Annotated in this window: 13 protein-coding genes and 1 riboswitch; of the genes, 6 read left to right on the top strand and 7 right to left on the bottom strand. The window is 74.4% G+C overall.

Annotated elements, in window-relative coordinates; translation table 11 throughout:
• Nucleotides 1-36: 36 nt before the first annotated feature.
• The 3 genes from FN207_RS10350 to FN207_RS10360 form a co-directional block, all read right to left on the bottom strand.
• Entirely contained in the window at nt 37-1,254 is a 1,218-nt protein-coding gene (locus FN207_RS10350; protein ID WP_246065965.1) for a C40 family peptidase, read from the bottom strand.
• A 17-nt stretch (nt 1,255-1,271) separates the two neighbouring features.
• Nucleotides 1,272-1,453, bottom strand: a riboswitch (cyclic di-AMP (ydaO/yuaA leader).
• A gap of 157 nt (nt 1,454-1,610) precedes the next feature.
• Nucleotides 1,611-1,898 carry a hypothetical protein gene (locus FN207_RS10355; RefSeq protein WP_142458408.1) on the bottom strand — a complete coding sequence of 96 codons (288 nt, stop codon included), beginning with the start codon at nt 1,896-1,898 and terminating at the stop codon, nt 1,611-1,613.
• Nucleotides 1,899-2,008: 110 nt separating this feature from the next.
• Nucleotides 2,009-3,751: an NlpC/P60 family protein gene (locus FN207_RS10360; protein WP_142458409.1), complete on the bottom strand. Its 1,743-nt coding sequence runs from the start codon at nt 3,749-3,751 to the stop codon at nt 2,009-2,011.
• 177 nt (nt 3,752-3,928) lie between these two features.
• Between FN207_RS10360 and FN207_RS10365 the strand changes: the two genes are divergently transcribed.
• Entirely contained in the window at nt 3,929-5,893 is a 1,965-nt protein-coding gene (locus tag FN207_RS10365; RefSeq protein WP_246065966.1) for a DEDD exonuclease domain-containing protein, read from the top strand.
• A gap of 10 nt (nt 5,894-5,903) precedes the next feature.
• The gene (locus tag FN207_RS10370; protein ID WP_142458410.1) at nt 5,904-6,197 is read left to right on the top strand and encodes an Lrp/AsnC family transcriptional regulator; all 294 of its coding nucleotides are present in this window, start codon (nt 5,904-5,906) and stop codon (nt 6,195-6,197) included.
• Nucleotides 6,198-6,222: 25 nt separating this feature from the next.
• Here the strand turns inward: FN207_RS10370 and trpD are convergent, their stop codons facing one another.
• Together trpD and FN207_RS10380 are read right to left on the bottom strand one after the other, a co-directional pair.
• Nucleotides 6,223-7,281, bottom strand: a complete 1,059-nt coding sequence (gene trpD, locus FN207_RS10375) for an anthranilate phosphoribosyltransferase (RefSeq protein ID WP_142458411.1) — start codon at nt 7,279-7,281, stop codon at nt 6,223-6,225.
• On the bottom strand, nt 7,278-7,697 hold the full coding sequence (locus tag FN207_RS10380; RefSeq protein WP_142458412.1) for a response regulator: 420 nt from the start codon (nt 7,695-7,697) through the stop codon (nt 7,278-7,280). The genes trpD and FN207_RS10380 overlap by 4 nt, the downstream gene beginning before the upstream one ends.
• Before the next feature lie 135 nt (nt 7,698-7,832).
• Between FN207_RS10380 and ctaE the strand changes: the two genes are divergently transcribed.
• From ctaE to qcrB, 4 genes are read left to right on the top strand one after another with little or no spacing between them, the layout of a single operon-like run.
• Nucleotides 7,833-8,456, top strand: a complete 624-nt coding sequence (gene ctaE / locus FN207_RS10385) for an aa3-type cytochrome oxidase subunit III (RefSeq protein WP_342778727.1) — start codon at nt 7,833-7,835, stop codon at nt 8,454-8,456.
• A 7-nt stretch (nt 8,457-8,463) separates the two neighbouring features.
• On the top strand, nt 8,464-9,342 hold the full coding sequence (qcrC, locus tag FN207_RS27300) for a cytochrome bc1 complex diheme cytochrome c subunit (RefSeq protein WP_142458414.1): 879 nt from the start codon (nt 8,464-8,466) through the stop codon (nt 9,340-9,342).
• On the top strand, nt 9,339-10,451 hold the full coding sequence (gene qcrA / locus FN207_RS10395) for a cytochrome bc1 complex Rieske iron-sulfur subunit (RefSeq protein WP_142458415.1): 1,113 nt from the start codon (nt 9,339-9,341) through the stop codon (nt 10,449-10,451). The genes qcrC and qcrA overlap by 4 nt, the downstream gene beginning before the upstream one ends.
• A complete protein-coding gene (gene qcrB, locus FN207_RS10400) occupies nt 10,451-12,169 on the top strand; it encodes a cytochrome bc1 complex cytochrome b subunit (protein ID WP_142458416.1) in 1,719 nt (572 codons plus the stop codon). Before qcrA ends, qcrB begins: the two co-directional genes overlap by 1 nt.
• Before the next feature lie 642 nt (nt 12,170-12,811).
• Here qcrB and FN207_RS10405 read toward each other — a convergent pair.
• Together FN207_RS10405 and ctaC are read right to left on the bottom strand one after the other, a co-directional pair.
• Entirely contained in the window at nt 12,812-13,216 is a 405-nt protein-coding gene (locus FN207_RS10405; protein WP_142458417.1) for a cytochrome c oxidase subunit 4, read from the bottom strand.
• Nucleotides 13,217-13,270: 54 nt separating this feature from the next.
• Nucleotides 13,271-14,143 carry an aa3-type cytochrome oxidase subunit II gene (gene ctaC / locus FN207_RS10410; protein WP_142458418.1) on the bottom strand — a complete coding sequence of 291 codons (873 nt, stop codon included), beginning with the start codon at nt 14,141-14,143 and terminating at the stop codon, nt 13,271-13,273.
• Nucleotides 14,144-14,384: the final 241 nt, after the last annotated feature.

Genomic DNA, 14,384 nt, shown 5'->3' on the forward strand with positions numbered 1-14,384 from the left:
GAGGGGTCACCGGCCCTGTCGCGCGGCCCTGTGGGGTCAGGCGATGCGGCGCATGGCGGTGACGCCGCCCATGGAGTCGACCGACACGACCTTGACCGGCTGGCCGGAGGTCGACGCGTGCACCATCTGGCCGTTGCCGATGTACATCGAGACGTGGCTGACCGGGCTGTAGTAGAAGATCAGGTCGCCCGGCTGCAGGTCCGCCCTCGAGACGGCGGTGCCCATCCGCGACTGCATGCTGCTGGAGTGCGGGAGGCTGATCCCGGCCGCCGCGTAGGCGTACTGGGTCAGGCCCGAGCAGTCGAAGGCGTTGGGTCCGCCGGCGCCCCACACGTAGGGGTCGCCGACCTGGGCCAGCGCCGTCTGCACGGCGGTCTGGGCCGCGCCGCTGCCACCGCTGCCGGCGGAGGGCGCCGGCGCCGGGGCGGGGGCCGCGGCGCGGGTGGCCGGGGGCGCGGGGGCGCTGGAGCCCGTCGGAGCCGTCGTCCCGGACGCCCCGGCGGCTGCCTCGGCCTCCGCGGCGGCGGCGGCCAGACCGGCCTCCTGCGCGGCCTGGGCCGCCTGCCGCTCGGCCTCGGTCAGCGCGGCGACCTGCGCCTGGTAGTCGGCGATGTCGCTCTCGAGCCGATCCTCCTGGGCGCTGAGGTCGTCGAGGGTGCGCTGCGCCTCGGCCTCGGCGGCGTCGGCGTCGGCCTGGGCCTGCTGCGCGGCGGCTGCCGCCTGCGAGACCTCGTCGAGCACGGAGGTGGTGTGTCCGGCGATCTGGTCGAGCGTGGCCAGCGAGCTGACGAAGTCCTCGGCGGAGTCGCTGCTCATCAGCAGGTCGAGCCCGGCGAAGGTGTCGCTGTGCCCGCCGGTGTAGGCGCTGCGAGCGACCTGGCGGATCTGGCCGTCGAGGTCCTGCAGCTGGGCCTGCTTCTCGGCGGCGGCCCGGTCGGCCTCGTCGGCGGCGGTCTGCTGCTGGGCCAGGACCTCGCGGGCCTCGTTGACCTGCTCGGTGACGACCTCGAGCCGGTGACCGGCCTCGGCGGCGAGCTGGGCGGCCTGCTCGGAGGTGGTGGCCTGCTCCGGGTCGGCGGCCGCCGTGCCGGGCAGGAGCGTCATCGTCAGCGCGGCGGTGGTGCCGACGACCGCGACGCGGCCGAGACGGCGGGCCCGCGACGGGCGGTGCGGCCCGGCGACACGGGCGGCGGAGCGGGTGGTGGCGGTGGACTGTGCGCGCGCATGCCCCAGGAGGGGGCGGGGGGTCGCCACGGGCGGCGGCTCTCCGTTTCTTCCTCAGCTACCGCCTACCGAGTTAGCTGACGGGTTCGGGCTGGGAAGACGTGCCCTATCTCCGCACACCGGTCAGTGACCGGCGCACACGAGAACTCACCCCAGTGCTGCGGTGGGTCCCCGGCTCACCTCGCGCACCCCCGGGAGGGGCGTTGCGGTGACTCGGCGGTGCCCGGCCGAGGTCACCTCGTGACGGGTGACGACCACCCGGTCGGACGCGGCCACAGTACGGACGTGATGCAGATGTGACAAACGAGGGGTGCGTGGACTGTGAGGACACACACGGTCAGTATCCGCGCCACTCCGGGGCGTGCCCGGATCGGCATCCCCGCCGGTCAGCCCGTGCGCCGGCGCCCGTCGCCCGACGGCCGGTGCCGCAGCGGGGGCACCAGGCCGCCCTCGGCCAGCGCCCGCACCGCACGCCGCTCGACGTCGTCGAGTTCCACCACCACGCCGGGCCGCGGGACGGCGGCGTCGGCCGTCCGGGCCGCCGGGACGGGGGGCACGGGCAGCAGCACGGGGCTGGTGTCCCGCTCCCCCGGCGGGGCGCCCAGCAGGGCGGTGACGACGCAGTCGGCGCAGCCGACACCGCGCGCGGTGCACGAGTCGCAGTCGATGAGCATGTCGTGTCCCTCCGTGCCCCGGCCGCTCCGCCCGGTGCCGGGCCGCGGTCGGGACGGGTCTCCCTGTCGGTTGCGTCCGCACGCTAGGGACGGCCACCGACAGTCCCGGCTCAGCTGCCCGCGTACTCCCAGTGCCAGGGCTCCTCGCGGCCGTTGCCCGGGTCGGCCCACGTCGGGTGCAGCCACCCGTAGCGGCCGGCGTTGGCCACCATCCAGGCGTACTGCGGGCTGCCGAAGCCGTCGATGCCGCCGCACAGGTCGACCGCCAGCCCCCAGCCGTGGTTGCTGGTGCCCGGGACGGCGGCCAGCGCCGGCTTCTCGCCGTAGAGGCGCACCTGGCCGGCGTAGGTCCGGTAGGAGTCGGTGATGCAGATCGGCTGGCCGAACGTCGCCGCGTAGGCGGCGCTCAGCGCCCGGTAGGCCGCGGCGGCGTCGCAGCGCAGGGAGTGCCCGCCGACCCCGATCGGGCAGAGCGCGCTCGGCGGGATGAGGCCGTTGGGGTAGCCGCCCCAGGAGCGGGCGCCGTCGAAGGTCGGCGGGTGGACGGGGTTGCCGCACTCGACCCGCAGCGCGCCGCCGGTCGGCCCGGGGGCGGGCTCCTCCGGGCGCGGGCCGAGGCTGGGCCGCCCGACGTGGACCACCTGGTCGGCGGGCAGCCGGCGGACGACGACCGCGCCGGCCCGCCCGTCGGCGGCCAGCATCGTCTGGCCGTCGAGCGCGATCCCGACGTGCCCCAGGCCCGACTCGGGGGTGCCCAGGAAGACCAGGTCACCGGGCAGGACGTCGGCCAGCTCGACCGGCGTGCTGACGGCGAAGAGGGCGGCCTGGTCGTCGGGCAGGTCGATGCCGGCCGCGCCGTAGGCCGTGGACACCAGCGAGCCGCAGTCCCACGAGTCGGGCCCGGCCGTCCCGGGCGCGTAGGGCCTGCCGAGGGCGTTCATCGCCGCGGTGACCGCCGCGACCGTCTCGGCGGGCAGCACGAGCAGCGACGTCGGCTCCCGCGGGAACTGGGCCGCGCCCTGCTGCGCGCCGCCGGCGGCCGCGCCGATCGGCGTCAGCCCGGCGGGCAGGGCCGCGACCGGGTCGAGCAGCTCCGCCGCCGGCGGGAGGACGACCCCCGCCTCGCCCAGCTGGCCGACGTAGGCGCGCCAGTTGGCCGCGGTCTGCGTGTTGACGTCGACCTGCTGCTGCTGCAGGTCCGCCAGCTGCCGGTCGACGTCGCCGAGGGCCACGTCGAGCTCCGCGGTGACGGCGTCGGCCGAGGCCTCGAGGTCGGCCACCTCCGCGGCCAGCTCGTCGGCGCGCCGCTGCGCCTCGGCGAGCGCGGCGTCCGCGGTGACCTGCTGCCCGAGCGCGGCCTGCCGCTGCTCCTCGGCGGCGCCGACCACCGCGGCGGTGTGGGCGTCGACGGCCTCGAGGTAGCCCAGCGCCGCGACGACGTCGGCCGGGTCGCCGCCGCTCAGCAGGACGGTGAGCGGGGTGAGCGCGCCGCCGTCGCGGTAGACCGCCGAGGCGTACTGCGCCACGACCGCCCGGTTCTCCGCCAGCACCCCCTCGGCCGCGTCCACCACGGCCCGGGCGGCGTCGACGTCGGCCTGCGCGTCCGACAGCTGCCGGCGCGCCGCGGCGACCTCCGTCTGGCGCAGCTGCAGGTCGGCCTGGACCTCCGCGGCGCGCTGCTGCAGCCGGTCGAGCGCCTCGCTGTCGAGGACGCCGCTCGTGCCGCCGGGCTGGTCGCTCGGCTCCGCGCCCGCCGGGCCCGCGAGCGGCACCGCGAGCAGGACCGCGGCCGCCACCGTGACCAGCACCGACGCCGGGCCACGGCGGGTGCGCCACGGGGAGCGCGCGCGCATCGGACTCCCTCTGCTGATGCGGACCCCCCTGGTCCGCCGGGGGATCGTCGTCCGCCCGCGGGCGCTCCCGCAACCGGGTGCGGCGCCGTCGGTCCCCCGCCCGGGCGCGGCGTCCCCCGGGCGGGTCGCCGGGCGCGCGTCCCCGGGACTGTCCGACCCCCGGCCTACCGTCCCGCCGTGCTCTTCCCCGACACCGGCGCGGGCTCCGCGCTGCCGCGCCACGAGCAGGCCCCGGCCCACGGCGACCGGCCGCTCCCCCGCTCCCGCCGGGCTCCCGCCGCCCCGGCGCAGGGCTTCGTCCAGGCGAGCATCGACGACCTCGGGACGCCGCTGGCCGGCACCACGTTCGTCGTCGTCGACCTCGAGACCACGGGCGGATCGCCCAAGGACAGCGCGATCACCGAGATCGGGGCGGTGAAGATCCGCGGCGGCGAGGTGCTCGGGGAGTTCCAGACGCTGGTCGACCCCGGCTGCGAGGTCCCGCCCTACATCAGCGTGCTCACCGGGATCACGACGGCGATGGTCGCCACCGCCCCGCGGATCGGCGCGGTGCTGCCGGCCTTCCTCGAGTTCGCCCGCGGCGCGGTGCTCGTGGCCCACAACGCCCCGTTCGACCTCGGCTTCCTGCGCGCGGCCTGCGAGCAGACCGGCATCGCGTGGCCCGCGGCCGCCTCGGTCGACACCGCGGTGCTCGCCCGGCGGCTGCTGTCCCGCGACGAGGTGCCCAACTGCAAGCTGGCCACCCTGGCGCCGTACTTCTCCGCCACGACCTCGCCCTGCCACCGCGCCCTCGACGACGCCCGCGCCACCGTCGACGTCCTCCACGGCCTGTTCGAACGACTCGGGCCCCTCGGGGTGACGTCGCTGGAGGAACTGCACGGGCTGACCCGCCAGGTCGACCCCGTGCGCCGCAAGAAGCGGCACCTCGCCGACGGCGTCCCCTCCGGCCCCGGCGTCTACGTCTTCCGCGGCCCGCGCGACGAGCCGCTCTACGTCGGGACGTCGAACGACCTGCGCACCCGGGTCCGCAGCTACTTCTCCTCCGGCGAGCAGCGCAGCCGCATGACCGAGATGGTGGCGCTGGCCCAGCGCATCGAGTCGGTGTCCTGCGCGCACGACCTCGAGGCCGCCGTCCGGGAACTGCGGCTCATCGCCGAGCACAAGCCCCGCTACAACCGCCGCTCGCGCTTCCCCGAGCGTGCCCTGTGGCTGCGGCTCACCGACGAGCACTTCCCCCGGCTGTCCACGGTCCGCCGGGTGCGCCCCGGGCCGGGCGTCTTCCTCGGCCCCTTCGCCGACCGGCGGGCCGCCGAGATGGCCACCGCCGCCATCCACGAGGCGCTGCCGCTGCGGCAGTGCACCACCCGGCTGTCGCCGCGGGTGCCCACGAGCACCTGCGCCCTGTTCGGCATGGGCCGCTGCGGCGCGCCGTGCGCGGGCCACCAGTCCGTCGAGGAGTACGCGCGGATCGCCGCCGTGCTGCGCGCCGCCGTCGACGGCGACCCGAGCGCCCTCGTCGAGCCGCTGCTCGCCCGCGTCGACCGGCTGTCGGCCGAGCGCCGGTTCGAGGACGCCGGGGTGCTGCGCGACCGGATCGCGGTCCTCGTGCGCGCGGTGCGCCGGCGGCAGCGGCTGCAGTCGCTGGCCGCCGTCCCGGAGCTGGTGATCGCCCGGCCCGACGGCGAGGGCGGGTGGGCGCTGTCGATCGTGCGCCGGGGCCGACTGGTCGCCGCCGGGTGCGCCCCGCGCGGGACGTCGGTGCGCGACACCCTCGCCGGCCTGCGCGCCACCGCCGAGACGACGCCCGACGACGGCGAGCTGGCGGCCACCGTCGACGAGACCGAGCTGGTGATGCGCTGGATGGAGAAGCCCGGCACCCGCCTGGTCGAGGTCACCGGCACGCTCGCCTGCGTCGCCCCGGGCACCGGCGGGCTCAGCGGCTTCCTCTCCCGCGTGGAGGCCGGCCGCGCGCTGCGGGACCCCTTCGCCGACGGCCGCCAGCTCGGCACCCGCGCCCGCCCGGAGCGGGTCTCCGGCGGCCCGCCGGAGGTCGGCGGTGGAACGGTGACCACGGGGAGCGGCCCGGCTGCAGGGCCCCGCCGCGAGCGGAGCGAGTGGTGGGGGGCAGCCGGGTCCTTCTAGCATCCCTGGCGTGATCACCGCCATCGTGATGGTCGACGCCGCCACCGACGCGATCCCCGAGGTGGCGGCCGCGATCGCCGACCTCGACGGCGTCAGCGAGGTGTACTCGACCGCCGGCGAGGTCGACCTCATCGCGATCGTGCGGGTGCGCGAGTTCGACCAGGTCGCCGAGGTGATCGCCGGGCGCATCAACAAGGTGCCGGGCGTGCTCGAGACCGAGACGCACATCGCCTTCCGCGCCTACAGCCGGCACGACCTCGAGGCGGCCTTCTCCCTGGGCCTCGAGGGCCTCGAGTCCTCCTGAGCGACCCGGGTCCTCCCGAGCGGGCTCAGCGGCCGGCGGCCTCGCGGCTGACGGCCACCCACCGGTCGAGCAGCGCCGCGGCCCTGCCGTCGTCGACCGCGGCGGCGGCCCGCTGCAGGCCGGCGGCGAGGACGTCGTCGAGCTCCCCGCCGCGCTCGTCGAAGGCGGCCAGCGCGGCGGCGGCGTTGAGCAGGACGGCGTCGCGCACCGGCCCGCGCTCGCCGTCGAGGACCCGCCGGAAGACCCCCGCGTTGTGCGCCGGGTCCCCGCCGCGCAGCGCGTCCGGACCGGCCGCGGCGATCCCGAGGGCGGCCGGGTCGACCTGCTCGGCGGTCACGGCGCCGTCGCGGGCCACCCACACCCGCGACGTCGTCGCGGTGGTGAGCTCGTCGAGGCCGTCGTCGCCGCGGAAGACCAGCGCGCGGGCACCGCGGCCGGCGACCACCGCGGCGAGCACCGGCGCCATCCGGGCGTCGGCGCAGCCGATCGCGGCGGCCACCGGCCGGGCGGGGTTGGTCAGCGGTCCGAGGAAGTTGAAGACGGTGCCGATGCCCATCTCCCGGCGCGGCGCCGCGGTGTGCCGGTAACCGGGGTGGAAGACCGGCGCGAAGAAGAAGCCGATGCCGGCCTCCTGCACGCAGCGGGCCACGGCCGGGGCGGGCAGGTCGATGACCACGCCGAGCGCCTCGAGCACGTCTGCCGCACCGGAGGACGACGACGCCGCCCGGTTGCCGTGCTTGGCCACCGGCGCGCCCGCGGCCGCGGTGACGACGGCGGCCATCGTGGAGATGTTCACCGTGTGCGCGCCGTCGCCGCCGGTGCCCACGATGTCGACGGTGGCCACGGGCAGCTCGACCGGCGTCGCCCGCTCGAGCATGGTGGCCGCGAGCCCCGCGACCTCCTCCGGCGCCTCGCCCTTGGCGCGCAGCGCGACGGCGAAGGCGGCCACCTGCGCCGGTGTCGCCTCGCCGGCCATCACCTCGCGCATGGCCCAGGCCGTGTCGGCGGCCGGGAGGTCCTCGCGGGCGAGCAGGCGCGTCAGCAGACCGGGCCACGTCGGCCCGGCGGTGGGGCCGGCGCTCACCGCGAGACGGGTCGGCGGCCCCGCGCCGCGTGCGCGCGCAGCAGGCCGGCGACGACCTGCGGGGCGATCAGCGGGTCGACCGGGAGCGCGAGTGTGGCGTCGGCCTGCGACCAGTGCGCCAGCCAGCGGTCGGGCTGCCGGGCGATGAGGACGCACAGGGCCGGGCGGTCGGCGACCTCGACGGTGATCTGGCGGGACAGCGCCAGGCCGCCGGTCGGCTGCGCCTCGCCGTCGAGGATGCACAGGTCCACGCCGCCGCCGTCGACGGTGTCGACGACGTCCTCACCGGTGGCGCACTCCACCCAGGTCAGGGGCCCGACGTCGGGCGCCGGACGGCGGCCGACGGCGGTGCGGACGGCCTCGCGGACCTCGGGCCGGGAGCTGTAGACCAGGACGGTCGCGGGCGCGTCGCTCACGCCCGGCAGCCTAGTGCCCACGCGGCTCCCGACCGGGTGGACGCGGCCCCCCGACCGGGGGACTGTCTCGGCGCGGTCACGGTGCGGGCACGCCGTGCCACCCACGGTCGGTGCGCGTCGTCAGCCGGTGCCATGATGGGCGGCGTGACAACGGCCCCCGTGGCGAGCAGCACCTTCGACACCTCGCGGGTGCACTCGCTTACCCGACCGAACATGGTCAGCGTCGGCACGATCATCTGGCTCTCGAGCGAGCTGATGTTCTTCGCCGGGCTCTTCGCGATGTACTTCACCGCGCGAGCCCGTGCGACCGAGGGCTGGCCGCCGGAACCCACCGAGCTGAACCTGCCCTACGCGTTGGTCTTCACGCTGGTCCTCGTGGCCTCCTCGGTCACCTGCCAGATCGGTGTGTTCGCGGCGGAGAGCGGCAACGTCTACGGGCTGCGCCGGTGGTTCACGATCACCTTCGTCATGGGGCTGGTCTTCGTGCTCGCCCAGATGAACGAGTACCGCGTGCTGGTCACCGAGCACGGGACCACCCTCTCGAGCAGCACCTACGGCTCGGTCTTCTACCTGACGACCGGCTTCCACGCCCTCCACGTCATCGGGGGCCTCGTGGCCTTCGTCTACGTGCTCATCCGGTCCACCATGGGCCGGTTCACGCCCGCGCAGGCGACCTCGGCCATCGTGGTCTCCTACTACTGGCACTTCGTCGACGTCGTGTGGGTCGGGCTCTTCGCCACGATCTACCTGATCCGCTAGGGAACCGGTGTCCACCACGAACCCCCAGTCCGACACCCAGCCCGACGAGGGGCCGCGGCGGTCGCGCTGGTCGCGCCGCCCGGCCGAGGGCACCCCGGCCGCCGCCGCCCGCGCCCGCCGCCGCTCCAAGCAGCGCCGCCGGGTCGGCAACGTCGCGGCGCTCATGGCCGGCCTGGTCCTGACCGGTGCGCTGTACTCGACCCTCGCCCCGGGGGCCCAGGCCGCCGACGAGGGCAGCGAGTCCAGCGCCGAGGCCGCCGGCCGCGAGCTCTACGAGCGCAGCTGCATCAGCTGCCACGGCGAGAACCTCGAGGGCGTGCCCAACCGCGGTCCGTCGCTCATCGGCGTCGGCGAGGCGTCGGTCTACTTCCAGGTGCACACCGGCCGCATGCCGCTGGTGCGCCAGGGCGCCCAGGCGCCCGACAAGCCGGCGGTCTTCTCCGACGAGGAGATCGACCAGCTCATGGCCTACGTGCAGGCCAACGGCGGCGGCCCGGTGCTGCCCTCCGGTGACCTGCGCGACGGCGACCTCGCCCTCGGCGGGGAGCTGTTCCGGCTCAACTGCGCGCAGTGCCACAACTTCGTCGGCGAGGGCGGCGCCCTGTCCTCCGGCAAGTACGCGCCGAGCCTCGAGGACGCCAACGACCTCGAGATCTACTCCGCGATGCTGAGCGGGCCGGAGAACATGCCGGTCTTCGGGGACAACCAGCTCACCTCCGAGGAGAAGCGGGCGATCATCAACTACATCCAGACGATCACCGACATGCCGGACCCGGGTGGCGCGGGCATCGGCCGCATCGGCCCGGTCAGTGAGGGTGTCGTGATCTGGGTCGTCGGGATCTCCGCGCTGATGTTCGGGATCTTCTGGATGGGGAGCAAGGCGTGACCACGCACGACACCCGCCCCGGCACGACCGGCGGAGCGGACACGCCGGGTCCGCTGCACGGCGGCCCGGACGACGACTACACGCCCGAGCAGCTCGCCGCCCTCCCCCGCGAGGAGCTCGACCGCCTCGGTGCCCGCTACGACGGCGTGGAGGTCCTGCACGTCGAGCCGGGCCCGGAGCCGGGCTCGGCGCTGGAGAAGCGCGCCGTCCGCCAGGTCGGCCTCCTGTTCGGCCTCGCCGGCCTGGCCGCCTTCGCCTTCTTCGTCGTCTACGCCGGTGCCGGCTGGTTCCTCCCGGACTGGCAGTGGGAGCTGGGCAGCAGCACCTTCAGCTCGCTGTACACCCCGATGCTCGGGCTGCTCATGGCCCTGGCGTTCACCTTCTTCGGCGTGGGCCTCGTGCTCTACACGAAGAAGCTGCTGCCGCACGAGACGGCCGTGCAGGACAAGCACGACGGCTCGCACTTCGACCGGGTCACCACCGGCGCGACCCTCGTGGGCGGCCTGCACAACAGCGGCCTGAAGCGCCGCAAGCTGATCACCCGCTCGCTGCTGTTCATGGGCGGCGGCCTGGGCCTCATGCTGGTCGCCCCGCTCGGCGGCCTCATCAAGAACCCCAGCCGCGGGAACCCGCTGGGCACCACCGAGTGGGCCGAGGGCGTGCGCCTCGTCCGTGACGACGGCACTCCGATCCGCCCCGGCGACCAGGAGCCCGGCTCGCTGGAGACCGTCTTCCCCGCCGTCCCCGGCGGCAACCGGCAGACCGACGCCGCCACCATGCTCATCCGGCTGCGCCCGTCGCAGCAGGCGGCGGAGATCCCGCGTGAGGGTCAGGAGGGCTTCGGCTACGGCGACTACGTCGCGTTCTCGAAGATCTGCACGCACGCCGGCTGCCCGGTGTCGCTGTACGAGCAGGAGACCAGCCGGATCCTCTGCCCGTGCCACCAGTCGCAGTTCGACGTCACGCAGGGCGCCAAGCCGATCTTCGGCCCCGCGACCCGCTCGCTCCCGCAGCTGCCCATCACGGTCGACGACGAGGGATTCTTCGTCGCGCGGAGCGACTACATTGAGGCCGTGGGTCCCACCTACTGGAACCGGGAGCGCATCTGATGGCTCGCACCGCCACCGCGCCGGGCGCGCCGAAGACGGCCCTCGGCAAGGCCGCTCTCGAGGTCGACGACCGGCTCATCGTCGCCGGTCCGCTGCGCCGCACGCTGAACAAGGTCTTCCCCGACCACTGGTCGTTCCTGCTCGGGGAGATCGCGCTCTACTCGTTCATCATCCTGCTGCTGACCGGCACGTACCTGACGTTCTTCTTCCAGGCCGCGATGACCGAGGTCACCTACGACGGCTCGTACGCGCCGCTGCGCGGCGTCGACATGTCGATCGCCTACGCCTCGACGCTGGACCTCTCCTTCGACGTCCGCGGTGGACTGCTCATCCGGCAGATGCACCACTGGGCGGCTCTGCTCTTCGTCGCCTCGATCGTCGTCCACATGATGCGGATCTTCTTCACCGGCGCCTTCCGCCGGCCGCGGGAGACCAACTGGCTGATCGGTGTCGTACTGCTGGTGCTGGCCCTGGTCGAGGGCATGACCGGCTACACCATGCCCGACGACCTGCTCTCCGGCACCGGTCTCCGGATCATCAGCGCGATCATCCTGTCCATCCCGGTGATCGGGACCTGGGCGCACTGGGCCGTGTTCGGCGGCGACTACGTCGGTGAGCTGATCGTCGGCCGGTTCTACATCGTCCACGTGCTGCTGATACCGGCGATCCTGCTCGGGCTGATCGCGCTGCACCTGCTCATCCTGGTCAAGCAGAAGCACACGCAGTTCCCCGGCCCGGGCCGCACCGAGCACAACGTGGTCGGCAACCGGCTCTTCCCGACGTTCGCCGGCAAGGCGACCGGGCTGCTGCTCGTGGTCTTCGGTGTCGTCGCCGCCCTGGGCGGGCTGGTGCAGATCAACCCGGTGTGGCTGTGGGGCCCGTACAACCCGGCGCAGGTCTCGGCTGCCTCCCAGCCCGACTGGTACGTCATGTTCCTCGACGGCTCGACACGTCTCTTCCCCGCCTGGGACATCTACCTGCCGGGCAACTACAACATCCCGGCGCTGTTCTGGCCGACGCTCGTCCTGCCGGGGATCCTCTTCACGCTGCTGCTGGCCTATCCCATGCTGGAGCGGAAGCTCACCGGCGACACCGCGTCGCACCACCTGCTGCAGCGGCCGCGCGACGTCCCCGTCCGCACCTCGCTGGGCGTCATGGCCATCACCTTCTACCTGGTGCTGATGCTGTCGGGTGGCAACGACGTCATCGCCGACAAGTTCGACATCAGCCTGAACGCGATGACCTGGATCGGTCGCATCGGGCTGCTCATCCTGCCCCCCATCGCCTACGTGATCACCTACCGGATCTGCCTCGGTCTGCAGCAGCACGACCGCGAGGTCCTCGAGCACGGCATCGAGACCGGTGTCATCCGGCGGCTGCCGCACGGTGAGTTCATCGAGGTCCACCAGCCCCTGGGCCCGGTGGACGCTCACGGCCACGGCGAGCTGGCCTACGGCGGCGCTCCGGTGCCCAAGAAGATGAACCAGGTCGGTGGCGCCCGTCGCGCCATCCGCGGGTTCTTCTCGCCGATCGAGGAGCCCACGGCGGTCGAGCTGGAGCAGCGCAGCGAGGAGCGGGGCCTGTCCTCGGCCGAGGCGCAGCGCGAGCTGACCAGCAGTGGCCGTCCCGCGGAGGGTGGCCGTCCCGCCGAGGGCGGTCGTCCGTCCGAGGGTGGTCGCCCCTCCGAGGGTGGCCGGCCGCAGGAGCCGCGCGACTGACGGCTGGTACGAACCACGCACAGGGCCCCGGTGGAGCACTCCACCGGGGCCCTGCTGCGTCTCCGGTGTAGGTCCCCCAGCCGAGCACGGCCGGAGGTGGCGGCCGTCGGCTCGTCGACGGCCGGCCCCGGCGGCGGGCCGGACCGTGCCCCGGACACCGGCCGTCCCTCCCCCGCTGTGACGCCACCACGCGCCCGTCCCACCGGTGCCGGCCGGACCGGCTCCTGGTCGGGCCGGAGCGGCGTCGAGGCGCCCTGCTGAGGGCAGGCACGGCTGCTCGCATCCTGTGGCGGTCGGGCAGGTGGCGCCCAGCGGCTGGCTCAGGCGTACGCGGACGGGGCTCGGTCCGCTCCTCCCCTGCTCGTCGGACGTCCGCCACCGTCACGAGGGTCACCACGACCGCGCGGGGCCGCTCCCCTGCAGCTGTCGCTACCGCGTCCTGCGGCGGCCCTGCCGGACCGCCAGCGCCGTGGAGCCCCTGGTGCAGGCGCGGGCCGCCCCTCACCGCCCCACAGGTGATTGAGGACGCGCCGGACGCACCACGGCACGGCACGGGCCCGTCGTCGGCAGGCGGAGGCCGGCCGGGAACGCACGAGGGCCCCTCCCGCGGGTGCGGGAGGGGCCCTCGTCAGCTCGGGGACGTCAGCTCGACTGCGCGTTCTGCCCCGTGTAGTACTCGAACAGCAGGCCGCCGACGGTGATGAGGATCGAGACGACCCCGATGGCGATCAGCCAGTCGTACCAGAACGCCATCCCCAGGCCGGTGAGGGCGGCGGCCGAGGCCACGGCGAACGGCCAGTAGCTGGCCGGGCTGAAGAAGCCCAGCTCGCCGGCGCCCTCGGCGATCTCGGCGTCCTTGCGGTCCTCCGGTCGGGCGTCGATGCGGCGGGACACGAACCAGAAGAAGCCACCGATGAGGCCGCAGAGCCCCCCGGAGAGGATCAGCGCGGTCGTGCCGATCGGCTCACGGGACCAGATGCCGTACACGGCCGCCGTGACGATGCAGAAGACCGCGATGAGGTTGAAGATGAGCGCCTCGACCTTCACGGTCGTCCTCCCTGCGCGACGTCGGTGCGGTGGTGGGTGGTGCCGGTGGCCACGTCAGTCGGCCGCGCGCTGGTAGTAGCCGTCGCCGACGCGGAACGGACGGGTCGTGGTGGCGTCGCCCGGCTGGCCGATGCTCTCGAGCGCCTCGAAGGTGCTCTGGCCCTCCTCGCGGGCCGCCAGGTAGGCGTCGTAGTCGTCGGCGCTGACCACGCGGACCTCGAAGTTCATGTACGCGTGGTAGCTGCCGCACAGCTCGGCGCAGCGGCCGACGTACGCGCCCTCCTCGTTCGCGTGCACCTCGAAGACGTTGTCCCGGCCGTTCTCGTTGCCCGGGATGACGTCGAGCTTGAAGAGGAACTCCGGCACCCAGAACGAGTGGATGACGTCGGCGGAGGCGACCTCGAACCGGACGTCCTGGTCCACCGGCATGACCAGGATCGGGATCTCGTCGGTGGCGCCGACGGTGTTCACCGGCTCGCCGTCGGGACCGGTGGTCTCGGGGTAGACGAACTGCCAGTTCCACTTGAACGCGTTGACCGCGATCGTGGTGTCGGGGTCGTCGCTGCGCTCCTGCACGTCGTTCTGCACCGTCACGGTGAAGAAGAACAGCAGGGCGATGATGATGAACGGGAAGATCGAGTACGCGATCTCCAGGGGCAGGTTGTAGGCCGTCTGCCGCGGGAGGTCGTCGCCCTTCTTCCGGTGGAAGACGACCGACCAGATGATCAGGCCCCACACGATGAAGCCGATGACCAGCGCCGCGATGACCGAGCCGGTCCACAGCTGGCGGACCTCGGTGGCCTCCTCGGTGACGCCCTCGGGGAAGCCGAAGCGCCAGAACTCGTTGTTCAGGTCGCACCCGGTGAGGGTGAGCACCCCCAGGAGACCGAGCGCGGCGACCCGCGCGAGCCTGCTGCGTCGAGCCACTGCTCGCTGCCTCCTCGTCCTCCGTCCGGGGACTCCCGGACGGCTCTCCGGCGCGGCCGGCGGCGGGTGCCCCGCGCCGGCTCGTGCGCCGACCACAGTCTGAGCCGAGACTAGCCGACCCCGCACGGCGGCCGGGCACCGGAGAGCGGACAGCGGCGGGTCGGCCGGGACGGTCGGGACGCAGGTGACCGCGCGGCCCGTGGGGCTCCTCACCGTGACGCCTCCCCGTCCGCACGGGCGG

Source organism: Geodermatophilus aquaeductus (assembly GCF_900182545.1).
Classification (GTDB): Bacteria; Actinomycetota; Actinomycetes; order Mycobacteriales; family Geodermatophilaceae; genus Geodermatophilus; species Geodermatophilus aquaeductus.